General features: G+C 59.6%; 23 protein-coding genes and 1 riboswitch. Of the genes, 10 read left to right on the forward strand and 13 right to left on the reverse strand.

Translation table 11 applies throughout. From position 1 onward, the window contains the following. Positions 1-35: 35 nt before the first annotated feature. The 3 genes from xseA to rnd form a co-directional block, all read right to left on the reverse strand. Positions 36-1487: an exodeoxyribonuclease VII large subunit gene (gene xseA, locus DW870_RS07340; RefSeq protein WP_369831645.1), complete on the reverse strand. Its 1452-nt coding sequence runs from the start codon at positions 1485-1487 to the stop codon at positions 36-38. Between the two features lie 115 nt (positions 1488-1602). Then, complete coding sequence (locus tag DW870_RS07345; RefSeq protein WP_117759022.1) at positions 1603-2307, reverse strand: zinc metallopeptidase; 705 nt, start codon at positions 2305-2307, stop codon at positions 1603-1605. A gap of 124 nt (positions 2308-2431) precedes the next feature. Then, positions 2432-3565, reverse strand: coding sequence for a ribonuclease D (gene rnd / locus DW870_RS07350; protein ID WP_006234315.1), 1134 nt, complete (start codon positions 3563-3565; stop codon positions 2432-2434). 98 nt (positions 3566-3663) lie between these two features. Between rnd and DW870_RS07355 the strand changes: the two genes are divergently transcribed. The 5 genes from DW870_RS07355 (at position 3664) to DW870_RS07375 (ending at position 10536) form a co-directional block, all read left to right on the forward strand. Then, on the forward strand, positions 3664-4581 hold the full coding sequence (locus DW870_RS07355; protein WP_117759024.1) for a diacylglycerol kinase family protein: 918 nt from the start codon (positions 3664-3666) through the stop codon (positions 4579-4581). A 408-nt stretch (positions 4582-4989) separates the two neighbouring features. Then, positions 4990-6966, forward strand: coding sequence for a C69 family dipeptidase (locus DW870_RS07360; protein ID WP_117848671.1), 1977 nt, complete (start codon positions 4990-4992; stop codon positions 6964-6966). A gap of 400 nt (positions 6967-7366) precedes the next feature. Beyond that, positions 7367-7939: a hypothetical protein gene (locus tag DW870_RS07365; protein WP_117759028.1), complete on the forward strand. Its 573-nt coding sequence runs from the start codon at positions 7367-7369 to the stop codon at positions 7937-7939. 106 nt (positions 7940-8045) lie between these two features. Further along, positions 8046-9797, forward strand: coding sequence for an ABC transporter ATP-binding protein (locus DW870_RS07370; RefSeq protein WP_117759030.1), 1752 nt, complete (start codon positions 8046-8048; stop codon positions 9795-9797). Next, positions 9790-10536 carry an energy-coupling factor transporter transmembrane protein EcfT gene (locus tag DW870_RS07375; protein WP_022094111.1) on the forward strand — a complete coding sequence of 249 codons (747 nt, stop codon included), beginning with the start codon at positions 9790-9792 and terminating at the stop codon, positions 10534-10536. The genes DW870_RS07370 and DW870_RS07375 overlap by 8 nt, the downstream gene beginning before the upstream one ends. A 125-nt stretch (positions 10537-10661) precedes the next feature. Here DW870_RS07375 and DW870_RS07380 read toward each other — a convergent pair whose 3' ends face one another. Further along, positions 10662-11408 (reverse strand): aspartate/glutamate racemase family protein, encoded by a 747-nt coding sequence (locus DW870_RS07380; RefSeq protein ID WP_040358337.1) that lies wholly within the window; start codon positions 11406-11408, stop codon positions 10662-10664. 84 nt (positions 11409-11492) lie between these two features. Next, positions 11493-12749 carry an ATP-grasp domain-containing protein gene (locus DW870_RS07385; RefSeq protein WP_117759032.1) on the reverse strand — a complete coding sequence of 419 codons (1257 nt, stop codon included), beginning with the start codon at positions 12747-12749 and terminating at the stop codon, positions 11493-11495. Positions 12750-12981: 232 nt separating this feature from the next. Between DW870_RS07385 and DW870_RS07390 the strand changes: the two genes are divergently transcribed. Both DW870_RS07390 and DW870_RS07395 read left to right on the forward strand, forming a co-directional pair. Beyond that, on the forward strand, positions 12982-13614 hold the full coding sequence (locus DW870_RS07390; protein ID WP_199411461.1) for an MOSC domain-containing protein: 633 nt from the start codon (positions 12982-12984) through the stop codon (positions 13612-13614). A 234-nt stretch (positions 13615-13848) separates the two neighbouring features. Continuing rightward, positions 13849-14982, forward strand: coding sequence for a glucosaminidase domain-containing protein (locus DW870_RS07395; RefSeq protein ID WP_117759034.1), 1134 nt, complete (start codon positions 13849-13851; stop codon positions 14980-14982). 37 nt (positions 14983-15019) lie between these two features. On the opposite strand, the gene DW870_RS07400 is transcribed toward DW870_RS07395, so the two are convergent. The 7 genes from DW870_RS07400 to DW870_RS07430 all read right to left on the reverse strand — a co-directional run bounded on the left by DW870_RS07400 (position 15020) and on the right by DW870_RS07430 (position 19797). Continuing rightward, positions 15020-16399, reverse strand: a complete 1380-nt coding sequence (locus DW870_RS07400) for a protein kinase (protein WP_117833482.1) — start codon at positions 16397-16399, stop codon at positions 15020-15022. Positions 16400-16497: 98 nt separating this feature from the next. After that, complete coding sequence (locus tag DW870_RS07405) at positions 16498-16920, reverse strand: XRE family transcriptional regulator (RefSeq protein ID WP_117759040.1); 423 nt, start codon at positions 16918-16920, stop codon at positions 16498-16500. Positions 16921-16952: 32 nt separating this feature from the next. Further along, complete coding sequence (locus DW870_RS07410; RefSeq protein ID WP_055309781.1) at positions 16953-17396, reverse strand: FxLYD domain-containing protein; 444 nt, start codon at positions 17394-17396, stop codon at positions 16953-16955. Between the two features lie 164 nt (positions 17397-17560). Then, the gene (locus DW870_RS07415; RefSeq protein ID WP_117759042.1) at positions 17561-17884 is read right to left on the reverse strand and encodes a hypothetical protein; all 324 of its coding nucleotides are present in this window, start codon (positions 17882-17884) and stop codon (positions 17561-17563) included. 28 nt (positions 17885-17912) lie between these two features. After that, positions 17913-18254 (reverse strand): HigA family addiction module antitoxin, encoded by a 342-nt coding sequence (locus tag DW870_RS07420; protein WP_117877287.1) that lies wholly within the window; start codon positions 18252-18254, stop codon positions 17913-17915. Next, positions 18226-18507: a type II toxin-antitoxin system RelE/ParE family toxin gene (locus DW870_RS07425; RefSeq protein WP_006234335.1), complete on the reverse strand. Its 282-nt coding sequence runs from the start codon at positions 18505-18507 to the stop codon at positions 18226-18228. Before DW870_RS07425 ends, DW870_RS07420 begins: the two co-directional genes overlap by 29 nt. Before the next feature lie 102 nt (positions 18508-18609). Continuing rightward, positions 18610-19797: an N-acetyldiaminopimelate deacetylase gene (locus DW870_RS07430; protein WP_233506200.1), complete on the reverse strand. Its 1188-nt coding sequence runs from the start codon at positions 19795-19797 to the stop codon at positions 18610-18612. Positions 19798-19941: 144 nt separating this feature from the next. After that, positions 19942-20110: riboswitch (Lysine riboswitch) on the forward strand. A gap of 65 nt (positions 20111-20175) precedes the next feature. On the opposite strand from DW870_RS07430, the gene dapA reads away from it, so the two are divergent. Genes dapA through dapD form a run of 3 tightly spaced genes read left to right on the forward strand, consistent with a single transcriptional unit; the run spans position 20176 to position 23977 of the window. Beyond that, a complete protein-coding gene (gene dapA / locus DW870_RS09500; protein ID WP_117840192.1) occupies positions 20176-22485 on the forward strand; it encodes a 4-hydroxy-tetrahydrodipicolinate synthase in 2310 nt (769 codons plus the stop codon). After that, complete coding sequence (dapB, locus tag DW870_RS07440; RefSeq protein WP_197032804.1) at positions 22478-23218, forward strand: 4-hydroxy-tetrahydrodipicolinate reductase; 741 nt, start codon at positions 22478-22480, stop codon at positions 23216-23218. The genes dapA and dapB overlap by 8 nt, the downstream gene beginning before the upstream one ends. 39 nt (positions 23219-23257) lie before the next feature. Next, complete coding sequence (gene dapD / locus DW870_RS07445; RefSeq protein WP_099431491.1) at positions 23258-23977, forward strand: 2,3,4,5-tetrahydropyridine-2,6-dicarboxylate N-acetyltransferase; 720 nt, start codon at positions 23258-23260, stop codon at positions 23975-23977. Between the two features lie 133 nt (positions 23978-24110). Here the strand turns inward: dapD and DW870_RS07450 are convergent, their stop codons facing one another. Beyond that, complete coding sequence (locus tag DW870_RS07450) at positions 24111-25115, reverse strand: nucleoid-associated protein (protein WP_022094136.1); 1005 nt, start codon at positions 25113-25115, stop codon at positions 24111-24113. Positions 25116-25181 lie beyond the last annotated feature (66 nt).

Raw genomic sequence — 25181 nt, forward strand, 5'->3', positions numbered from 1 at the left:
TCCTTTCCTAAAGGTTTATCGCTATGAAACGCAGCCTACTCGACCGTATCGACCGTTGCTGCCACGTTGCCGTCTGCCATGCGTACGCGAATGGCGTCGCCCGGCTTAAAGGTCTTGGCGCTCATAGCCACGCCGTCAACGCTGTACGCGATGGAATAGCCGCGGGCAAGCACCTTGAGCGGCGACAGGGCATCGAGCGAGGCTGCCGTACGGCCCAGGTCGGACGCTGGCTTGTTGAGCATCGTGCGCCCCTGATGCTCCAGGCGAGAGCTCGCGAGCGTGAGCGCATGGCGCTTGCCATCGAGCCCCGAGGTGCTTGCAACCAGACGCTCGGGCAAGCGCTCAAAGTTGGAGCGAAATGTCCCGACCGAGCGTACTATGGCGCCCGACAGGCGATCGGCGGTCAGCGCAAGCTCCGATTCGCGACGCTCGACCATAAATGTGGGGTCGTTGAGGCACGGGCGGCACGCAGCCGCATCGAGCGCATCGCCCAGGCGAGCCGTATAGGTATCCCAGGCACGGCGACCGCGCTGATCGAGCATCTCCAGGTCGACCTGGGCCGACCCAATCATCGATGCCATCGCGGCACCCAGACGCTGATGGCGCGCCTCGAGCACATCGGCCAACTCCGTCATAGCCGGCGCCACCGATTCTGCCGCCGCCGTGGGCGTGGAGGCGCGGCGGTCGCTCACCATGTCGCAAATCGAGGTATCGGGCTCATGGCCGATACCGGTCACCACGGGCACGGGACAGGCAGCCACTGCACGGGCAAGCTCCTCGTCGTTGAAGGTCATGAGGTCCTCGAAGGAGCCGCCGCCGCGCACCAGCAAGATGCAGTCGGGCGCCGGCGTGATGGCGGCGGCACGGCGCAGGCCCTCGATAAGCTCGGCCGGCGCACCCTCGCCTTGAACCTTGGCGCCCACGCAGACAAGCTCGACGAGCGGATTGCGCCGACGCAATGTACGCTTGACGTCGTCGATTACCGCACCGGAAAGCGAGGTGACGACCGCCACGCGGGAGCAGAACACCGGGATGCGGCGCTTGCGCGCTTCGTCCATCAGGCCCTCGCGGCGTAGCTTTTCGGCCAGTTGCGCCACTTGTTGACGCAGCAGACCCTCCCCCGCCAGCGAAAACGAGCGAGCGACAAAGCTCATGCGGCCTGTGGCCTTATAGAGGTTGAAGCTGCCCTTAAAGCTCACCTGCATGCCGTCACGCAGATCGAAGGTACGCTTGAGATAGGCGCCCTTCCAGATGATGCAGTCGACGGCGGCCGAGTCGTCTTTAATCTGGAAGTAGCAGTGGCCGCTTCGGGCATTGGGACCACGAAAACCCGTGACCTCACCCAAAACGCTCAGCTGCGGAATGGCGTCGAGCGCGCCGGCGGCGATCTCCACCGCTTGGCTCACGCTGAGCTCCTTGCGCTCCTGATCGTCCGAACCGTCGAACTCGGCGGAAACGGTATTGCCGGTCAGATTCCAGCCTGCCACGCAGCCTCCTTTCGTCATCGTGCACAAGGGCTTCGGCCCTGCGCAAATTCAAGTCCAACACATAGTACAGCGCCGCGGGGACACGAATCCCCGCGGCGCCCAGCGACCCAATTTGTTATCGGTTGGAGTTTCTGTTGTAGCGAGCCATAAGATAGAGCAGCTGAATAATCGAGGTGAGCGCCGCAGCCACATAGGTAAGCGCGGCGGCCGTCAGCACCTTCTTGGCACCGTTGACCTGCTTGGAGCTCATACCCGACTGCTCAATATACGCCACGGCGCGCCGACTAGCATCAATCTCGACCGGCAGCGTAACCAGTTGGAACAGCACGCTAAACGAGAAGAAGATCAGCGCGAGGGCCGTGAGCCCGGCAATGTTCATAAATAGGCCCAAGAGCAACACGATGGTCCAGGTGTTCTGGGTAAAGTTGACGACCGGCACGAGGGCGGTGCGAACCTTCATCATGGCATAACCGCTTTGACGCTGGGCGGCATGGCCCGCCTCGTGGCAGGCAACGGCAACGCTTGCGACCGACCCGCCCGAACGGTTGGCATCCGAGAGATACAGGTTGTTGTCCTGCGGGTTGTAATGATCGGTGAGCTCACCAGCGACGCCCTTGATACCCACGGCGTTGCAGCCGTTGGCGTCGAGCATGCGGCGAGCGACCGTGGCGCCCGTGTCGCCGTCCGAGCGAACCTTGGACCAGGTTTTGTACGTCGAGTTGATATAGTTCTGTGCGGCAAGACCGATCACCGTGCAGACAAGAACAACCAGCAGGTACAGCGGGTCGATGCCAAAGCCGTATCCATAGTAATAAGGCATGCGAATTCCTCCGAATCGAGTTACACGTTGGAGGCATTTTACCCACTCGCCCAGCCAACGAGACACCATCGATGTTTTGGCATTGCAGCTCTAAAACGTTTGCAGCGCTTGGCAAACCGCGTAACTACAAAAGCTCGATTTTGCCGTCCTTCACAGTGAGTCCCATGTTGCCCGAGAGCAGATCGTCCAGGCGCGAGCCCACAAGCTCAAAGCGCCAGCCTTCGCGCAAGGGGCTCTGCTCGGGATGCTCAATATAGTCGGCCAGGTCATCGCGCGAGGCAATGACCGAGGTCGCCACTCCCGAGCGTTCGGCAACCAGGCGGATAAGCGCGTACATGAGATCCGTCACGCTCTCCAGCTCCGGAGAGATCTGGCGATGCCCGCGCACCATGAGCGGCAGGCGATCGTGCGGGCAGCTTGCGCCGCGCTTGATGGCCATGAGCGCACCGTCCACGTCGCGCTCCCCCAACTGATCGGTACCGCGAATGCTACGGAACTCCTCAACGCGCACGGGATTGCGCTTGACGAGCGCAAGCAGCGTGTCGTCGGACATGACCCACTTGCGCGGGATGTTACGGCGCTCGGCGCGGTCCTCGCGCCAGGCGGCGAGCTCGCGCGCGATGCCCAGCTGGTGGCGGCTGCACGAGTTGATGCGCTTGACCTTGCGGAATGCCTCGTGACGGTCGGCGCGATAGTGCGACTCGTCAGCCAGCGGGCGTAGCTCGTCGAGCACCCAGTCCACACGGCCCAGCTCGCGCAGGCGACTCATCATCTCGGTATAGGCGACGATCAGGTACTTGACGTCATCAATCGCGTACTCAATCTGCTTATCGGTCAGCGGGCGACGCGACCAGTCGGTCAGCGACTCGGTCTTGGGCAGCGAGACGCCGCAAAACGTCTGAACAAGCGCGCCATACGAAATCTGCTGGCGCTCGCCCAAAAAGGCAGCGGCGACCTGCGTATCGAAAATCGGTCGTGGCAGCACGCCCACGGTATGGAGCATAACCTCCATATCCTGCGAGCAGGCGTGGAAGACCTTAGTCACGCTCTCGTCTGCCATAAGCTCGGCCAGCGGCGATAGGTCGTCGATCACCAGGGGATCGACCGCGACGCTCTCGGCAGGGGTGGCAATCTGAACCAAGCACAGGCGCGGATGGAACGTGCGCTCGCGCAAAAACTCGGTATCGACGGCAATCGCGTCGAACTCACGGGCGCGCTGGCAAAAGTCGAGTAGAGCCTGATGTGTGGAAATGTACATATCAACCCATCGAATAAGGTTAGGCCCGAAAAACACGGGTAGGATATCGGCATTGCCTTACAACTATACTCGGTTAGTCACAGAACGGGAACGTAAGTATGCGCTGCCTTATCATCCACAACCCGGCATCGGGCCCCAGCTCAGATGAAATCTTCGCATTCACGCACGCCCTTGCACAGGGCGGCGACGAGGTCGTGATGCGCTTTATCGGCGATGGCATGGAACCCGAGGACGCCGTGGCAGACGTGCGCGAGTTTGATCGCGTGGTCGTTTCGGGCGGTGATGGCACTGTCTCCAACGTGCTCGACCAGATGCGCGGATGCGGTGTCCCCACGCTCGTCTTCCCCTCCGGTACGGCCTGCCTGTTCTTCAACAACATCGGCAATGCCCCCGAGGCGGCGGCGCTTGCCAAGGCTTGCCGCGCCGGTCGCACGGTCAAAGTAGACATGGGCGAGCTCTTTTGGCTCGACGAAGACGGCAACGAGAAGCGCCACGGCTTTATCATCATCGCCGGCTCGGGCTTCGACGCCGAGATCATGATGAAGGCCGCCCCCACCAAAAACGACATCGGCGAGATCGCCTACTTCCTCTCTGCGCTCGCCACGCCCAACCCTACGGTAGCGCACTTTACGATTGAGCATGACGGCATTGTCGAGGAGCTCGATGGCATCTGCTGCATGGCCGGCAACACCTCGGTCATTCAAAACGACATCAACCTGTTCCCCGATTGCCGCATGAACGACGGCATGGTCGACATCGCGGTCATCGAGCCCGTAAAAACCGTCCAGCTGCTCCCGACCGTGATCACCGCCGCGCTCGACCCCGCCGGCAAGTTGCTCGGCCGTCCGCAGTTCAAGATCATCCAGACCAAGGAAGCCAAGATCACCTGCACGCCGTCGCTGGGCATGCAGTTCGATGGCGAGATCATCTCCAGCAACTCGGGCGTCTTTGGTGCCCGCGCGCTTCCGCAATGCCTCGACCTCATCGTCGACGAATTCTCACCGCTCGGAAAATAGGAGGACCCCATGAACGACAATCCCCTGATCGGCTTTATTGTCATCGTCTTGGCCATGCTCGTCGGTTACGCCATCAACGTGATTCACCGCCGAAAGAAGTAAATCTACATTGGTATGATATTCATCCAATTATCGTCTCCCCTGCCGTTTATGCATTTGCCAAACAGCAGGGGATTTTCATTTCGGGCATTCCCAGCTACTTTATTCGACTACAGTAATTACAGGGCGTCTTTATTAAAGTAAAGCTATAAACTGAGTACAATTAACCGCTCATCGCATATTTCATTACGCTTATCGAGTAAGTTTCTTTCATAGATGAATATTGTTTCCAGTTCGTTACGCTAATGGGGTGTCTTTATTGGCTGAAGCCCTCTGGCAACGGAGGGCTTTCGCACGCTGGGAGGGAAAATGAGGAAAACTCACCCCGTCAACGCGCTCAAAAAGCTTGGCATAGGCCTCGCCTTTGGAGCTGCAACCATCATGTCCATGCCGACATCTGCGCTCGCCTGCACGCAGATGTACATGGGCAAGAACCTTACGGCCGACGGTAACACGTACTATGGCCGCACCGAGGACATTGGCACTCGTTACCTCAAACACTATGGCATCGAGCCCTCTTATGGCCCTGGTCATACCTACAGCTCGAACGAGTCCGGATTCTCCTACACCTCGACCAAGACTACGTATCGTTACAGCTACGTGCGCGACCATCCTGCTGAGTGGGACGGACGCTGGGATGCCTACTCCGAGGCCGGCATCAATGAGAAGGGCGTCTCCTGCTCCGCAACACTGAGCACCTCCTACAACGACGATGCCAAGGCAGCGGATCCCACGACCGAGCATGCCCACAAAGCAAATCCCGAGGTCAAAAATACCGGCATCGGCGAGTACAGCTACGCGGGCGTCATCTTGGGCGAGAGCGCAACGGCCCGCGAGGGCGTCGAGCTTATCGGCAGTCTAATTGACGAGCAGGGCGTCTGCTCCAACGACCAGATTGTCATCGCCGACAACACCGAAACTTGGCTGTTCGCCGCGCTTTCCGGCCACCAGTGGATCGCTATGAAGCTGACCGACGACGTCGCTTCGGTCAACCCCAACATTAGTAACCTCAATTTCCAGGTCAATCTTGACGATCCTGAGAACTGCCTCCACTCTGAGGGGATCAAGACTATGCCCGAAGAGAAGGGCTTCGCCAAGTACTTTGAAGACGGACAGTTCGATGTTGCCCAGACCTACGGTGTATCTATCAACAATACGGGCATGGGCTCTTGGGCGCGTTATATCCAGGGCCGTGACTACTTTATGGCTCCGCTGACCGAGGGCACCGACTACGAGATCGTCAAGGACAAGGACAAGAATGACGTCACGCTCGGTGCCATGGTTCATGAGATGCAGCCGCTGTTCTTCCAGCCCAGCAAGTCCGACTGGAACACGTTTGAGCTGATTCGCGCCTTCGGCAACCGCGGTGAAAAAGTCCCCGGCCTTAATGCCAATACTGACGGTGTCAGCAGCATCGGTTCCGACCGCAACGCCGAGGCCAACCTCTTCCAGATTCGAAAGGGCTATGACCCCGAGGTTGCAACCATCCAGTGGGAGATGCTCTCCTGCGCCGAGTTCTCCGTCGCTATCCCGCTATACTCCGCTCTGATGACCGAAGTCAGCCCCTACTTCAGCGACCAGACCGTTGATTATGGTCACTGCAGCGAGACGGACATCGTGAACAACGAGGAGCCCGAGAACTCCATTAACTACGTCCTGATGGACATCAACTCGCTTTGCTTCGCGAACCGCGCACAATTCGCCACCAGCGTCCGCACCTACCTCGATGCGCTCCAGAACGAGCTCATCGAGCAGAACAAGGAAGTCGACACCGCCATGCTGGCCGAGACGACCACCGAGGGCCGCACTGCCCTGGCCAACAAGGCCGGCAAGGCTGCTACCGAGAACACCTACAAGAAGTGCAAGGCACTGCTCCAGGAGATGCGCGCCTATCAGAAGGCCGAAAACTTCGACCAGCCCTTCACCCCAAGCGACCTGAACACCGAGACCAACGGCCTCAAGGTGTCCATCACCTACGCCAAGGATGCTCTTGCCACCGATCCGGTCACCCCGGATCAGCCCGGCACTCCCGAGCAGCCTGGTACTCCTGAGCAGCCCGGTACCCCCGAGCAGCCCGCTAAGCCCGAGCAGCCAGCCGCCAAGCCTGAGAAGCCTAGCAAGTCCGACACCACGACCACGGTAACCACTAACAAGACGAACACCAAGGGCGGCCTGCCCACCACTGGCGATCGTTTTGATGGCCGCATGGTGGCCGCATTCGCCATCGCTGGCGTTGCCGTCATCTCCGCGGGCGGTTACTTCCTCTACCGTCGCAATAAGGAGTAACGTCTTAGCTGGGCGGGCAAGGCAGCAATGGCAGCCTCGCCCGCCCAGCCCGCTCTTTTGACCGGCGGGAAACCCGCCTGAAATCTTTTCAAAAAAGATTTCCCCGCACGCACTTCGCTGTGCTATAGTGCAGCGCAACAGCAACTAGGTGCGACCGTGCCACGGTATCACGAAAGGAGCCACCAACATGAAGAACACGATGAAGTCTCTCAACAACTGGTGGTGGCGTGATGCGAATACGATCGGTCGACAGTGAGTCCCTCACGCCTGTTTTTGCGCTCTAGGTGATTGGAAGGCCTCCGGTTTCGACCGGGGGCCTTTTTCTATCTCGAGCCCGATCGCATTCGCATCACGCGCCTCCGCTTTTCTCTTGCACCCCCATTCCGAAAGGATTTTCACCATGTCTCAGAACACCACCGCCGCCCAGCCCCGCACCGTCCAGACCGCCGACCGCGGCAAACTCGACGTCCGTGCTCTCGTCCTGCTCGCCATCCTGCTCGCTGCCGGCTTCATCCTCAACTTCACCGTCGGCAAGGCCATCTCGGGCATCTCGGGCGGCATGATCAGCCCCGAGTTCATCATCTCGGCCTTCTGCCTCACCATCCTGGTCGTTCGCCCCAACATCGGCCAGGCGCTCGTCATTGGCCTCATCTCGGCTGCCGTAATCCAGATCACCACCGCTTCGCCGTTCGTCGATTTTGCCGCTGAGGGCATCGCCGCCATGCTCATGGCCGGCATCGTCAACGCCGCCGGCAAGAACGGTCAGGTCAAGCCCGCGATCGCCATTGTCGCAACCTTCCTGACCACCTTTGTCTCCGGCGTCATCTTCATGGTCATCAAGATGGCCATGCTCGGCGTGGTCGGCGAGCTCGCCGCCGCCATGTTGCCCGTCGTCGCCATGACCGCCGTCTTTAACGCCATTCTGGTCGGCGCCCTCTACTTGCCCATCCAGAAGGCCCTTAGGCTCAACTAACCCACAGTGCCCCATCGGTAAAGACTGTCCCAAACAACGAGCTCTTGGGGACGTTCTTAAACGACTGGTCATTTAAGAACGTCCCCAATGACTATGAAAGGTATCCATGGAAACGATCATCAACGTCGACGATGTCTCGTTCTCCTATGGCACGCAGACCGAGCAGGCGCTCAGCCACATCTCGCTCAGCGTGAACAAGGGAGATTTCATCGGCATCATCGGGCCCTCGGGCGCCGGCAAGTCCACGCTTGCCGCCTGCCTGTCGGGTGCCGTGCCCCACCACTACACCGGCACGTTCTTTGGGTCCGTCATGGTTGACGGCCACGACACCTGCGAGGTCTCGCTGACCGACGTGTCGCAAATCGTCGGCAGTGTGCTGCAGGATATCGACACGCAGATGGTCGCCTCGGTCGTCGAGGACGAGATGCTCTTTGGCCTCGAGAACTTTGGCGTTCCCCACGACCAGATCGAGCGGCGCGTGAGCGAAACGCTCGAGACCGTCGGCATCAGCGACCTGCGCGACCGCGAGATCGCCACCCTCTCGGGCGGACAGAAGCAAAAGGTAGCCATCGCCGCCATCCTCGCCATGCGTCCGCGCGTCTTGGTTCTCGACGAGCCCACCGCGGCACTCGACCCCGCTAGCTCCACGTTGGTCTTCGAGACGCTGCGTGAGGCAAACCGCGCACTTGGAATCACCATCGTCGTCGTTGAGCAAAAGGTCGCCCTGCTCTCGGAGTACTGCAACCGCGTGCTCGTGCTCAACCATGGCGAAATCGCGCTGCAGGGCGAGCCACACGAGGTCTTCGCGCATACCGACGAGCTCCGTGCCATCGGCGTCGACTGCCCTCGCGTCACGCGTATCTTCAATAGCCTCGAGGCCGATGGCCTGGTAAGCGGCACCCCCTGCTTGGATGTCGATGAGGCCGAGCGCCTGATTTCGGGCATCGTCGACCCCGCACACGCGGCTATCGAAGCCCAGGCGCCCGCCGGTTCCCCGCATGCACCGTCGTTGCGTCCTCATGCCAAGGACGCCGAACCCGTACTCACCTTCGACCATGTTGAGTTTGCCTATCCCAATGGCGGAGCCGCCGTACGCGACCTTAGCCTGACGCTCTATCCTGGCGAGCTCGTGGGCATCGTCGGCCAAAACGGCGCCGGCAAGACCACGCTCACCAAACTGCTCATAGGCCTGCTTAAGCCCGCCTCGGGCAGCGTGCGCGTCACGGGACTGGATACCGCAGCCGTTCCCACGAGCCGCATCGCTCGCGAGGTCGCGACCCTCTTCCAAAACCCCGACCGCCAGATCTGCAAGGACACCGTGCTCGACGAGGTCGCCTTTGGCCTGGAGCTTGGCGGCATGGACCGTGCCGAGGCTCTGCGTCGTGCCCAACTCGTCATCGACCGCTTTGGCCTGCCTGCCGATGAGGCGCCGTTCTCGCTTTCGCGTGGCCAGCGACAAATGGTGGCGCTTGCCTCCGTCGTAGTGGTTGAGCCCAAGATCGTCGTACTCGATGAGCCCACGAGCGGCCTTGATTACCGCGAGTGCATGACCGTCATGGAAACGGTGCGCACCATGGCCGAGCGCGGTTGCGCCGTTATCATGGTCTGCCACGATATGGAAGTCGTCTCGGATTTTGCCGAGCGCATTGTGGTGATGGCCGACGGTCGCATCCTCGACCGCGGCCGCACGCACGAGCTATTCTCGAACATCGAACTCATGCAGCATGCCTACGTGGAGCCTCCCCAGGTTATTGAACTCTCGCGCCGTCTGGCATCTTCCGTCTCGCCCGCTTTTGCGCAGGTGAGCGAGGTCACCGATGTCGTTCGAATTACCAAGGAGATGGTCCACCGTGGTTAACGTCATCGACTACATGCCGGGCGATACGCTGCTGCATCGCCTGAACCCCGTCGTCAAACTGGGCCTCGCCGCTGCCATCATCGTCGGCATCTTCTTGTCCGACACCTACGTAGCGCTGCTGGGCTTTTTGGCACTCACCCTTGCACTGGGTGCCTATGCCGGCGTCGTCGACCGTCTGTTCTCGCTGCTCAAGTTGCTGATTCCGCTCGCGCTTATCATGCTGGTGCTCCAGCTGGCCTTTATGCGCGATGGCAACGTGGTGTGGGGTTTTATCACCGACACGGGCCTCATCACAGGATCGAAGGCCTGCCTGCGCCTGCTGGGTGTGGCGTTACCACTCATCCTCATGCTCATGGTGACCAAGCTCAACGACCTTGCCAACGCCTGCGTCGAGGTGCTGCACGTGCCGTATCGCTATGCCTTCACCTTTACCACGGCGCTGCGCTTTGTGCCGGTGTTTGGTCAGGAGATGAATGCCATCATGGAGGCGCAGACCGCACGCGGCGTCGAGTACGACACCAAGAACCCCATCAAGAAGCTTAAGCTCATGTTGCCACTGTGCGTGCCGCTGCTCATCTCAAGCGTGGGCAAGACCGATGCCACAGCCTTGGCGGCAGAACAGCGCGGCTTCTATCTGCGTACGCGCGCCAGCTCGTACAAGCGCTACCCCATCAAGGGCCTGGACATCGCCGTGCTCATCGTCAGCATCGCCCTCATCGCCATCGGCTTCCTGTTCTAGTTCACCACCGACAGCAACCGCCCAACGCAAAAGGCCTCGGCTCGCACCAAACGAGCCGAGGCCTTTACTGTTTCACCAGATAAAACCTACCAAAATTAACCTGTCCCTTTTTGGCGGGTCGGAAGCTAGAGGCGGTAGGGGGCGCCGCTGCGGATGATGGATTCGCGCACCAGGACATCCATGGCGTCGAGGGTGATCTCGGGCATCTCTCGGTACTTTTGCAGCACCGAGAGCTCGGTGCAGGCCAGAATGACGCGGTCGCAGCCGCTACGGGCGAACTCCCACATCACGCGGTCGAACTTATCCATATCGGGCTCACGTCCGGCCTTCACATCATCGTAGATAAGCGACATCACATCGTTCTGACGTTTCTCGCTGGGATAGACGACCTCAACACCCGCAGCCTTACATTCGCGGCCGTAGACGCCCGCGCCCACGGTTCCGTCGGTGCCCATGATGCCAATCTTGTGCACCGGCTCGGCCGGCATACTCAGGTTGGGGTCGAACTCGCACTCCCCCATCACCGCACCGGCCAGAGCATAGCGCACCGACTCACGCGGCATGTGGATAATCGGCACCTTCGTAAACGACTGGATCTGATCGTAGAAGTAGTGTGACGTGTTGCAGGGAATGGCAATGTGCGCGCAGCCCAGCGACTCGAGTGCCTGGGCACACTCTTTCATGGTCGCCAGCAGCTTGGCATGCTCGCCGGTCTTAATGGCCAACGTGCGGTCGGGCATGGTCGACTTGGAGAGCACCACCATGTCGATATGTTCCTGATCGCAGGCAGCAGCCGTGTGGCGCACCACCTGGTCGTAGTAATACGACGTGGCCTCGGCGCCCATGCCGCCGATAACTCCCAGCTTTTCCATCGCCGCCTCCTTGGTGACGCTTGCGCAATTGCGCGTATCATACCCGCGCCCGCCCGATGCAAACCGGACGGGCGCCGCGCTCATCTACTTGTAATACGTCTTGAACAGCTTGAAGTGGCGCAGCTTGGTGTGCCACATGCGCAGCCAGCGGTTAAAGACAAAGTCGCCCTTCATAAACGAAGGGTCGGCGCCCTTGCCCTCCTTGTCCAGACGATGCACCTTAGCGCGCAGCTCGGGATCCTTGACGTACTTGTCGACGACGCCCATGGGGACGACCATCCACAGGGCCTCGTCCTGAGCCGTCACAAACTCCGGCTCAAATGGACGGTTGAACACATACTCGTCCACCACATACTTGGCAACGTTAAAGCCACTGTTAGTGACGTAGTAGTTGCTGCGGCCCTGGCGCGTGTTGAAATCGAAGAACTTAAACGAGCCGTCGCGCTCGTCGTACTTAACGTCAAAGTTGGAATAGCCCACAAAGTGAAGGTCCTCGAGCAACTTGCGCACGCCGTCCATGAGCTCGTCGTTGGGCTCGGTAATGATACAGGCATGGTTGCCGACACCGTGGGGCTGATGCTCCTCGAGCAGCACATGGCCCAGGCACATCATGCGCACCTTGCCGTTGCGGTCGGAATAGCTGGTGAGCACGCGCATGTACTCGTCGTTACCGGGCACGCGGTCCTGCAAGATCAGGTCGTCAGTGTAGCCGCTGGCATACGAATCGCGAATGACCTGTTCCAGCTCGGCGCGGTCGGCAATCTCATAGGCCTTCTTCTGGCCCTCGAACTCGTGCTGCCACCACATGATGCCGTCAGAAGGCTTCAGAATCATCGGGTAAGGAAAATCGATCTGGTCGAGCACCTCGGCAGGTGCCTCGCCTTGGTCGTTCAGCATCGCCATGGTGAAGGTAAAGGTATGCGGATAAGGCACGCCATGCTTCTCGCACAGCTCGTAGAAGATCTCCTTCTTCTGGCACTGCTCGAGCATGCTGTAGGGAGCGTAAGGCGCGACGATGTTATCCGCCAACTCATGGGCATCCTTGGCCTGAGCCACGAGGGCAACATAGTTATCGCCACAGCCCACAAGGACAATCGTCTTATCGGCATGCGCTTGGGCAATGCCGTTGACGGTTTTGAGCATCACGGGCATGGTATCGATATCCACGTTGGGCGTGTAGTCGATAATCTGGCTGCGGTACGCGGGACCCGTCTGGTACTTGCCAAAGACCAGACTCTTGACCTGGTACTCCTCGTAGAAGGCGCGCGCCACCGAATAGGCGTTGATGTCGCCACCGAGCAGCACGGGAATGAACTCGCGCTCTGTAAATTGCAATGCCATGGAAACTTCCTATCATGAACTGCCCACACAACGGGCGGTCTTTGCGCATCTGATTTATTCTAGCGTGCCAAGCCGCCGACGCCCAAAGCTCCACCGTATCTATGGCAATCGACGTAATCGTCCAGCACGAAGGCCAGCACAAAGACGGCGCTCACCGTTGTATGACAATGGGCAATGAACCTACCATTGTTGTAGGATTCAACATGTTGCCCGCCCCGTCGAAAGGTGCACCGTGCCCCAGGCTCATCCGATCAACAACCCCATCATTGACGCCGCCAAGCGCGAACTTGCGGATCGTGCCCAGACGGCAGCTCCCCTACGCACCGCAAACGATGCTTACAACGGGCCTGCCCGTATCGTCTCAATCAACACGTCGGAGCACAAAGGCACTCGCAAGTCGCCCGTCGCCGATGGACGCGACACCGTCATCGAGCAATTTGGCCTCGCTACCGATGCGCACGCCGGACATTGGCACCGCCAGGTCTCTTTTTTAGCCGCGGAGTCCATCCAGACGGCGCAGGCGCGCGGGCTCGATGTGCACGAGGGCGACTTTGGCGAGAACTTCACCACCCAGGGTATCAACCTGCTCTCACTCCCCTTGGGCACGCAGCTCAAGCTCGGCAGCGAAGTACTCGTCGAAATCAGTCAGATCGGCAAAGTCTGCCATACCCGCTGTGCCATCTACTATCTCGCCGGCGACTGCATCTTTCCCCACGAGGGCGTTTTCGGCGTGGTACTAAAGGGCGGAGAGGTCCATACCGGCGACGAAATCCAGGTGGTCAAGCTCGGCGACGGCACTTGCTCGTTCACCCCCGCCGAGGCGCTCGAAGAGATTGAGCAGGCTCGCCAGGAGGGCACGCTGTAGTTGTAAAACCCCACGTTGAGATAGCTTTTACAGCCCAAAGTTCCTCTTAAACAGGCCCCCGTAACGTTAAAGTTGAACTCTATGGTTTCTCAACAATTCATCATAACTGCAGGTCAAAGCCAAAGCCTCAAGTTCAACTTGACCCTTTGGAACCTTTAAGGTTCAAGTTGAGGTCGAAAGCAGTAGTAGAATACCGTTCGAACCATAACCTACGATTGATTGCAGAGGGACTGGATGCAGCATTCGAATCATCGCACCGCAGCGCTCATTGCGTCGAAGCCGGCTCGTATCATCACGAGCGCCGCGCTCGCCGTTGCGCTGACGGCCTCGCCGATGCTCTCCCCCGTTGCGGCGTATGCCGCCTCGCAGGCAACGCAGGACCAGCTTTCCGCAGCCCAGCAGAAGATCGAAGCCGCCACGAGCGCCTACAACGACGCCCGCACCAAACTCGATGACCTGCAAAAGCAGATTGACTCCAATGAGGCAAGCATCGAGGAAATCGAGGCTAAGCTTCCCGAGCAGCAGGCCAAGGCAAGCTCTGCCATGCGCGATCTGTACAAGTATCAGAAGGGCACCAATCCCATCGTGAGCTTCCTGGTCAACGCGCAGAGCCTGGGTGAGTTCATCACGACCTGCAAATACACCAACCAGATCACGAGCTCGAGCGTCGACGAGATCGAAGAGCTCAATAGCATGCAAACCGAACTCGAGCAGAACAAGGCCGAGCTCCAGCAGGCCAAGTCTCAGCTTGAGGCGGAGCAGAAAAACGCCGAGGATGCGCTGGCACAGGCCCAGCAGCTCCGCAGCGAGGCACAGGCAAAAGCCGAGCAGGAAAATGCCGCCGAGCTTGCCAAGCTTGAGGCCGATAAGGCCGCTGCCGCCGAGAAGCTCTCGGGCGAGGGCGTAAGCGGCAGCAATTCCAGCAGCCAGGCCACCAACACCAACACCACCATCGACACCACGGTGAACAACTCCAATACCGGTAGCTCCGATTACGATTCGTTCATTAATGAGTGGACGAGCCGCATCGACAATTATCTCGCCGGCTCCCCTATGGCAGGCCAGGGCTATAACTTTGCCGTCGCCGCTTGGAATACCGGTGTCGACCCCCGTTGGTCCCCCGCCATCGCCTGCATCGAGAGCACCAAGGGTGCTTATTGCGCCAATTCTTATAACGCCTGGGGCTGGAGTGCACGTGGCGGCGGTTGGCGCAGCTTTGGCAGCTGGAGCGAGGGCATCTCCGCTCACGTTGCCTATCTGGGCGCCAACTACGGCTCCACCCTTACCCCGGCTGCGGCCAAAAAGTACTGCCCGCCCACGTGGCAGGACTGGTACAACAAAGTCGCCGCTCAGATGAACCGCATCTAAGTGCAACTGCAAAGGGCCCCAATGGGGCCCTTTTCTTTTAGGTAGCGGAGGTATCGACAACGCCGGTCGCATTGGCAACCGCGACTATGACGATCATGCATAGGAGCAGCACACCCAATGCCTTGAGCCAGAGTTTCGCGAGTTTCTTGCCGCGATAGCTGTCGAGCAGTGCGAATCGCCGACGAAGACGGCGCTTATCGAGCAGCGCAAAATGCATAAGCACCATAAGGCCATCGACAAAGAAAAAATACTCGATTATGAGAAGCCACGTCGGGTAGCTTTGGTTTGCTCCCGTGGGGTGAAAGACGGCAAAGTGACTTCCGGCAAAGAACACAAGCAGCGAGAAGCAGACGAGCGTATTCCAAATACGCCCCAGAGACTCCGGAACGCGAGAGAGCAAACCGCATGCAGCGGAGGCGGCAGGCCTAGGAAGCCCTGTGGGGTTCTGGAGCCCTTGGGGCGTCAACACCGTCTCCGAGGCCGGAGTACGGACAGGCGCAGGCGCAGGAGGCCGCACGGGGCGACTCAGATCGTATGCCGCGCGCGTCGCCCGTCCCAACGCTTCCGCGCTCGCAAAACGCTTGGCCGGGTCGAGCGCCATCGACATGCAGATGACATCGGCAAGTGGGGTGGGAATGCCACGCGCCTCGCATTGCTCGCGCATGTCGAGCCCTGGTTTAGGGTCGACTCCCGTCAAGCAGAAGAACAACAGGGCGCCAAGTGCGTAGACGTCGCTTCGCACGCTCGTCTGCCCAAACCCATACTGCTCGGGCGGCGCATAGGGCCGTGTCCCAAACTTGATGGTGTCGGCATCGGCGCCATCGCGCCATACGCGCGCGATCCCCAAGTCGATAATCACCAGCGACGAAAACGTCAGACCGTCATCAGGCGTATAGTTGGCACCTGTCATGATGATATTCGACGGCTTGAGGTCGCGATGGATCACCGGCGCCGACGTCTCCCCCGCCATCGCAAAACCGGCGTGGAGCTCGCCCACGGCATCGCATAGGGCAGGATACAATTCGTGCGCATAATCGGGGGTGGCTCCCAGACGGTCCACCAGCGCCCCGAGTGTCTCCCCTTCGATGTATTCCATAACCACGTTGAGCTCGTCGCCCGCACGACGACAATCGACGATTCTGGGCAGGTGCTCAAAACGCCTACCTGCCCGCTGAGCGGCAAACAGACGCCCGTATGCCCCACCGATTTGAGCCGAAGCATCGATGCGCTTACGGACAAAGGGGCCGAGCGAACCACCGCCGGTTCCTTCAAAGTACACGAGCTCGGTTGTTTCAACGGACGAGCGCTTAAGTACACGCTCCACGCGATAGCTGTCGTCGCGATCGAGCGACGCCAGGTGCTCGGCAAGCGCTGCGGTCAGCTCGTCATTGGAATATGTTGGGGTCTGAGTATCCATAGCCTCCATCATAGCGCAGGGCGCAGACACCCCATGGCATCCGCGCCCCGTTCGTTTGCATCGTTGTTCGACAGCTCCACCGGCTCAGATATCAGCCGCTAACTCACCGTCTCCTCGCCAAAGCGATACAGCTCCTCGTTGACCTTTTGGAGGCTGCACCCGCGATCGATGCAAAAGATGATAATCGCATCGCGGTGGTCCTTGCAGTTAAGGACGCTTACCCCGGCAGCCGTCAGCGCACGGTTGGTCTCTTTGAGCGTCAGCGCCATCGCAAAGGCAATCTGCAGCACCTTATTGCGACTCGGATGACGCGCGCCGGTAAAGATCTGATAGCCAAAGGTCTCATTGAGATCGGCCATGCGAACCACGCGCGAACGCTCCAAGCCCTTTTCCTGCAGTAGCTGCTTCAGGTAGTCCGAAAGCGACGGGGCGGCAAAGTCGTGCTCCCTGATATAGCCATCGATGTTCGGCGCATCGAGAAGCTCATTGAGCAACTCCTCGGTCAGCTTTTTATCGGGCATACGGCTTCACCTCCCCCAGTGCATGCAACATGCTAGAAACCACTTACGTCCGAACGCTCCCAGCTAGCAACCTGGTCGGGAGACACTGTACCCAGCGCCTCGAACTTCCAGGAGCCGCCCGCCTTCAGATGATTGGTGTTTGCAAGAGCCGTTCCAACCTGGTTGCCATCGGCATCATACAGAACATACTCAATCTGAATGTAGCTCTTTTCCTTGTCCGTGTTATTGGTCAGCGTGCCCGTGATCTTATAGGCAAACTGATTGGAGGTGTCTTCAGCCTCATCAGCAATGGTATACGGTTCTTGCGGTTCTTTTTGCTCCTCAGCCTGCTGTGTCGCCTCGGCAGGTTTTGCCGAATCGCTCGCAGACGAATCGGTTGAATTGCCACCCATAGAGCCCACGGCACCGACGATAACCAGCACCACGATGACGCCTAGGACAATCTTGCCGATCGGCTTCTTTCCCTCTTTTGCCATTATTCATCCTTCCTACGATCCGGCTACCGCGCCGGCACACAGCACATCGTAGAAAGGATTGAACTTGAATTCATTAGCTGAGAGCTAAGGCTGCAGTAAACGGCCAATGCAGTTATCCAAACGCCGAGCAAACGCACTTTGCGCAACCGTCTGCTGGCAGCGCGTCAACCCACCGTTACGGATTCCCCAGTAAAGGCGCTGATCATCAACAGGACAAAGAACACCAGGTAGCTGGCACTCAGCGGGTACGCAATAATCAGGAAGACGACCCAGCCGACAGTGGTTTTACCGTCGGCACGGCGTTGCTCGCGATTGCGGCAAAGCCAAATCGTCACGCCAATGGCCACAATCAGCAACACGAGTGCCGCTGCTGCCAACCCGGCAAGCGCAAACATTACGCCAATGCTCACAGCGATGACCGGGAGCAGCAGCAAGCCGCACCCGCAACCGCCCGGACTATATACAGCAGACTGTCGGCGTCGCTTCATCGCCGCGCCACCCCATCATCTCTGAGCACTACAGTGCGATGGCCTGCTGAACAGGAACGATCTTATCGAGTTCCGGTTCGATCCGCCTTTTCTCGACCTCAAGGTCAAACGCCACCTGAGCGCGCAGCCAATAACCATCCGTCAGGCCAAAATAACGGCAAAGACGGAGGTCGATGTCGGCCGTCACGCGACGTTTTCCCAAGACAATCTGCCCGATACGCTGAGCCGGAATCCCGGTCTCTTTCGCAAGGCGATATTGAGAAATGCCCATGGGAACAAGAAACTCCTCTTTGAGAAGCTCACCAGGGGTCACCGGCGACAGCAAATCGGCCGAGGTCTCATCACTTGTGATAATCGACGATTTCGACATTCCAAGCCATCTCCTGTCTCCACTCAAAACAGACCCGATAGCGCTCGTTAACACGGATGCTATATTGACCGGCACGATCGCCCTTCAAAGCTTCCAGGCGGTTGCCCGGCGGAACGCGAAGATCATCAAGCGAAGCACAAACCTGCAGTTGGCGAATCTTCCTCAGCGCAACGCGCTCAAAGGGCACGAACCTCCTGACCCGCACACCCATGGCAAAGCGTTCGGTATCCTCATCTTTATACGATGCAATCATAGTATCGCCTTACGTTAGTAACGTCAAACGTTTCTATAGACTTACATCTCTATTATATCGTACGTTTGTTCGTGTTTTCTAGAACAAATAGTCCTTCACGCCTTAGTCAAGCGAAAGTAATCGTTTGTAGACATCGAAGCCTTTGAGAAGAATCTCCTCGTCGAAGAGCATGCTATCGGTATGCAGAGCGCTTGTGGCATAAGCGGGGCAGCCATCCGAATCACTCGGGTTGTCTTGGTCCTCTGGCATACCCGTACCCAGCAGGAAAAACACGCCCGGCAGATGGCGCTGATAGAACGCGAAATCCTCGGCGATCAGCAGCGGCTCGTCCACAAGTTGCAGCTCGGGCAAGGCAGGCATGATGTTGGCAAACAGCTCGGGGTCGTTGTCGACCGGCGGATAGCCCTCGGCAAAATCGAGGTCATATGCGCAGCCCGTTGCGGCGCATGCCTCATCAAGCACGCGGCGCACACCCTCACGCGCACGGTCGAACATGTCGTCCGTAAACACACGCAGGCTGCCGGCAACATGGGCCTCCCCCGCCACCGCGTTGCAGACGGTACCGGCCTGCAGCAGACCAAACTTACCGATACAGGGCTCGTCGGTGCCCAGCTCGTCCATCAGCTCGCGCTCGGCAACCAAAAACTTCGCTGCCGCCAACGCGGCATCGTGCGACTCCCCAACCGGCACACCATAGGTCTTAGCGATGTGGATGCTCGTACCGTGAATATGGATATGCGTCTCGCTCGAACGCGCCAGCAGCGGACCGGAACAACTCGCCAACGTGCCGGCAGGCAGATCGGGCCACACATGGAAGCCAAAAATGCGGTCGGCCCCATAGCGCTCGAACACACCACTCTCGCATACCGTCTTGGCACCACCTGTCGTTTCCTCGGCCGGCTGGAACACAAAGAGTACGTTGCGCCTAATGGCGCCCGGCTGCTCGCGAATCGTACGGTCGACATACGTCGCGGCGGCAAGTGCCATGGCCATGTGTCCGTCATGTCCGCAAGCGTGCATCTTGCCGGGATGTGTCGAGGCGAACGCTGCCCCTGTTGCCTCGGCAATGGGCAGCGCATCCATATCGGCGCGAATCGCCGTGGCATGCGCGGCACCAACGCCGGCGTCGAAGAAAGCGCAGACGCAGCTGGGGCACGGATGGGTCACCTCGCAAGCGAGCGGTGCCAACACGCCCTCGATATAGGCAATGGTTTGCGGAAGATCGAAATCGAGCTCCGGAATGCGATGGAGATCGCGGCGATAGCGACGGAGTTCTTGGAGCTCGGTCATAGAGGATCCCTTCGTGAGGCACATCTGTTGCAACTTATTGTGATACAGGATTGTGGCGCACATGTTTCCAGCATATCCTTGCATTTTTTAAACGTTATATACGAATACTCTTGTTTGGTAAAGTGCAACGTGATAGGGTCTTTACCACTTGATAGAGGCGCGGGCACGAAGAGCCGCGGGCGAGCCAGCAGGCTTTGACCCCGTGGGGAGGCGAAACCCGCCGAACTGGGTTTTTCGGGCACGAACAACCTGGTGGGCCTGTGGGAAACACCCACAGGACTGTCTGCAGCAATGCGGGAGCGCTATCCGGACATTGGGTCCACGCTATGCGGATTCGATGCGCAGATGGCGCCGTCTGGATAGCGAGGTTTACGGGACATGGCATTGACCCCCAACGAGGCATATGCGGCCAAGCAGCCGTTTGTGGACAAGGAGACACTCGAGCATATCGTCGAGCAGTTCCCCACGCCGTTTCATCTATACGACGAGGCGGGCATCCGCCGCAACATGCAAGAAGTGTGCGACGCCTTTGCATGGAACCCGGGCTTTAAGGAATACTTTGCCGTCAAGGCCAACCCCAACCCGGCGCTCATCTCCATTCTCAACAAATACGGCTGCGGCTGCGATTGCTCGAGCTATACCGAGCTCATGATCGCCCGCTCGCTGGGTATCACGGGACACGACATCATGTTCTCGTCCAACGATACGCCGGCTGCCGACTTTGAGCTCGCCGACAAGCTGGGCGCCATCGTCAACTTTGACGACATCAGCCACATCGAGTTCTTTGAGCGCGTTGCGGGGCCCATCCCCAAAACGGTCAGCTGCCGCTTTAATCCAGGCGGTCTGTTCCAGCTCTCCAACGGCATCATGGACAACCCGGGCGACTCCAAATATGGCATGACCACCGAGCAGCTCTTCGAGGCCTTCCGCATGCTCAAGGCCAAGGGCGCCGAAAACTTTGGCATCCACGCATTCCTTGCCAGCAACACCGTCACCAACGACTACTACCCCAAGCTCGCACGCATCCTCTTTGAGCTTGCCGCACGCCTGGAGCGCGAGACCGGCGCGCACGTCGCCTTCATCAATCTGTCCGGCGGCGTCGGCATTCCCTATCAGCCCGAGCAACAGGCCAACAACATTCACGCCATCGGCGAGGGGGTACACGCTGCCTACGACGAGATCCTGGTTCCTGCCGGCATGGGCGATGTGGCCATCTGCACCGAGATGGGTCGCTTTATGATGGGTCCCTACGGCTGCCTGGTCACCAAGGCCATTCACGAGAAGCAGATTTACAAGGACTATATCGGTGTCGATGCAAGCGCCGTCGACCTGATCCGCCCTGCCATGTACGGCGCTTACCACCACATTACGGTGATGGGCCAGCCGGGTGGCGACGACAAGACCACAGCGCCCGTCACAGACACCTACGACATCACGGGCAATCTGTGCGAGAACAATGACAAGTTCGCCATCGACCGCGAGCTGCCGCATATCGAAATGGGCGACCTGCTCGTGATTCACGACACCGGTGCGCATGGCTACTCTATGGGCTACAACTACAACGGCCGCCTGCGCTCCGCCGAGGTCCTGCTGCGCCCCGATGGCTCGGCCGACCTCATTCGACGCTCTGAGCGCCCGGGCGATTACTTTGCCACGCTCGACGTGCTGCCGTGCGGCCGAGAGCTGCTGGCCAAGTCGCGCGCCGAAAGTGCCCGCCGTCGCGCCCAAGACGAGCGCCTAGCAGTCGCAGCTCAATGGAACAAACGCATCCAGATCGCGAAGGCGAAGGAGAAGAACATGGACATCCGCACTCTCGAGGGCTCAATCGTCGCCCTAGTTACGCCGTTTAAAAAGGACGGCAGCGTCGACTTTGACGCGCTCGAGCGCCTTATCGATTTCCACCTGCAAAACGGCACCGACGCCATCCTCACCCTGGGCACCACCGGTGAGAGTGCCACGATGACCGATGACGAGGACAACTCCGTCGTCGCCGCCGTGGTCAAGCATGTTGCAGGACGCGTCCCCGTCATCGCCGGCTCGGGCTCCAACTCCACGCAGACCATGCTCACCAAGTCGCTCACCTATCAGGGCCTGGGCGCCGACGGTCTGCTGCTCATCACCCCCTACTACAACAAGTCCAATGAAGAGGGTATCTATCAGCACTTTAAGACCGTCGCCGATGCCGTTGACATCCCCTGCATCCTGTACAACATCCCCGGCCGCTGCGGCTGCGGTATCAGCGAGCGCAACGTAGAGCGCCTAGCCGCGCACCCCAACATCATGGGCATCAAGGAGGCCTCGGGCAACGTCGCCTACGCGGCCAAGATCGCCCACCTGCTGTCCGATGACTTCCGCATGTACTCGGGCGAGGATGCACTCACAGTGCCGCTCATGAGCCTGGGCGCTTCGGGCACCATCAGCGTGTGGGCCGACGTGCAGCCGCAGCTCGTACACGACATGTGCCGCGCTTATCTGGACGGCGACGTAGCGCGCGCCCGCGATATCCAGATTGCCGGCCAGCCGCTCATCAACGCCCTCTTTAGCGAGGTCAACCCCATCCCCGTCAAGGAAGCGCTCGCCCAGATGGGCATGATCGAGGCAAACTACCGTATGCCGCTGTGCCCCATGGCAGACGACACGCGAGCCGCACTTACCGATGCTCTGAAGGGAGCTGGTCTGCTTGATTAAGACCGTCATTATGGGAACGGGCCGCATGGGCTCGCTCATCCGCACTACCGCCGAAGGCATTGTCGACGCCGGCGGGCAGCCCGTTTTTGATATCGTCGCCCAGATCGGTTTTGATCTGTCCGGGCTCGAGAGCGCCCCGGCAGCCGATGTGATTATCGACTTCTCGAACGTCGTGACCTTCGATGCCGTCGTCGCCTATGTCGAGCGCACGGGCGCGGCGTTGGTCTCAGGCACCACAGGCTACACCCCCGAGCAGATGGACCGCCTGCGCGAGCTGGGTCAGAACGCCCGCGTCATGCACTCGGGCAACTACTCCATCGGCATCGCCGCCCTGCGTCATCTGGTGGCCCAGGCCACACGCGAGCTGCCCGGCTTTGACTGCGAGATCGTCGAGACGCACCACAACCAAAAGGTCGACGCCCCCAGCGGCACTGCCAAGTTGTTGCTCGACGCCGTCGTCGAGGCCGAGCCCGAGGCAGGCTACCACCCCGTCTATGGCCGCGAGGGCATGTGCGGCGCGCGCGACCCCAAGGAAATCGGTATGCACTCGCTGCGCGGCGGCACCGTAGCCGGCGTGCACGAGGTGGGTTTCTTTGGCCAGGACGAGGAAGTCACGCTCACCCACCGCGCCACGAGCCGTCAGATCTTTGTCAACGGCGCCCTGGCAGCCGCGCAGAAGCTCGTCGCCCGCGAACCCGGCTTCTATACGTTCGACCAGGTCATGTTTGCCTAACCAGGTATCAACCGAATCCACCCAAAGGAGAGATAGCAAATGAGCAACGCAGCCGAGATGGATGCACAGGAGATTATCAACTACATCGCCACCGCGCCCAAAAAGACGCCCGTCAAGCTGTACGTGCGCGAGAAGCCGGGCATGAAGGTTGCCTGGGGCGACGCACATGTCTACGGCGGTCGTCGTGGCAAGACCGTCTTTGGCGACTGGGATGAGCTTAAGGCCATCCTGGACGCCAACGCCGACTCCATCGATTACTACGACGTTGAAAACGATTGCCGCAACTCCGCCGTGCCCATGCTCGACCTTAAGGGCATCAACGCCCGCATCGAGCCGGGCGCGATCATCCGCGACCGCGTCGAGATTGGCGACCGTGCCGTCATCATGATGGGCGCCATCATCAACATCGGCTCCGTTATCGGCGAGGGTTCCATGATCGATATGGGCGCCGTGCTGGGCGGTCGCGCCACCGTGGGTAAGAACTGCCACATCGGCGCCGGCACCGTGCTGGCAGGCGTCGTGGAGCCCGCCAGCGCCACGCCCGTCATCATCGAGGACGATGTCATGATCGGCGCCAACGCCGTGGTTCTGGAGGGCGTGCACGTAGGCAAGGGCGCTGTCGTTGCCGCCGGCGCCGTGTGCGTCGAGGACGTCCCCGCCGGTGCGGTCGTGGCCGGTGTCCCCGCCCGCGTCATCAAGATGCGCGACGAGAAGACCGACAGCAAGACCGGCCTGGAAGAGGGCTTACGTCAACTTTAATAGTTACGCGGTTTTGACAAACCGCGTTTTCGCTGACTTATGCTCAACCTGCGGGGCAATTCATCCCCAAACAAGAAGGCCGAAGCCCCAAAGAGCTTCGGCCTTTGCTTTCTCGCTGTAGACGTAACGCAACTTATCGATTCTCGATGCTGCCGATATTCTTGAGTTCGATGGAGATGAGGCCGTTGGGCTCATTGACGAACTCAATGTACTCGGAATTCGAACCCATCTCGGCCGGGAAGCTGATCTCGATGCCCGTATCGGTACGAATCTTGTGATTGCGCACGGCCGCGCGCTCGACCTGCTTGCGCTCCACAGGAACGCGCTCAGGAACCTTCTCCTCGGTCAGTGCCGCGCGCACGCTCTCTTTGATGACCGGCTCGTCCTCAAAGACCTCATCGACGATATCCCAAGGCGGCAGCTCCTCGTCATCCTCGACCTTCTCGGCAACGGCAGCCTTAACCTTAGCGAGCGCTACGGCCGTATTGGCACCGTGTTCCTCGGCGACTTCCTCGACCACACGCGTCACGGTGTCGATGACCTCCTTACCCGATACGCCCGTGTCGCACTGCAGCAGGCCATCGGGGATAAGCATACGATCCTCGCCGGCAATCTTGCGCTTCTTGTCCACGTAGCCGATCTCCATGGTGCTCGCGCGCACGATGGCATAGCTTGGCACCTTTTGCGAGGGATTCGGCAGAATAGCGTAGTGGCGCGCGATGTCGTTGCGTACCTCCCCTTCCTCGCGGCCCACCTCGTGCATAAAAGCCTGCTTGGAGCCCAGCAGCATCACGGCAAACCAGCGGGCATCCTCATCGTCGTCAAAATCAGCCACGAGCACATCGGTAGACTCGGCTTTCTCGGCTTTGGTGAGCTCGGAGGAGATAAACTCCGCAATCTGCTGCGACAGGTCCACGAATTCGCGCTCGCCAAAGAAATAGCCCTTGAGCTCGCCGCCGAACGCAGAGTTCTCGGCAAACGTGGCGCGTTTATTGTCGGCCGAGGTGCGTGCGCGGCGCAGATGCGTGGTTACGAAATTGCGCACGGTACGACTTTCGATATCGAGCTCGCGCTGGCTCATGACGTTGACGGCAGAGTCAAAGTCCAGGATATGCAGAATCGCGTGATTGATTTTCATATACGGCATTCCGTTCTAGATCGATTTCGGCACGAACCAGTATAGCGGTCGATCCCGCCCCAGGCG

Source organism: Collinsella sp. AM38-1BH (genome assembly GCF_003467545.1).
GTDB lineage: Bacteria > Actinomycetota > Coriobacteriia > Coriobacteriales > Coriobacteriaceae > Collinsella.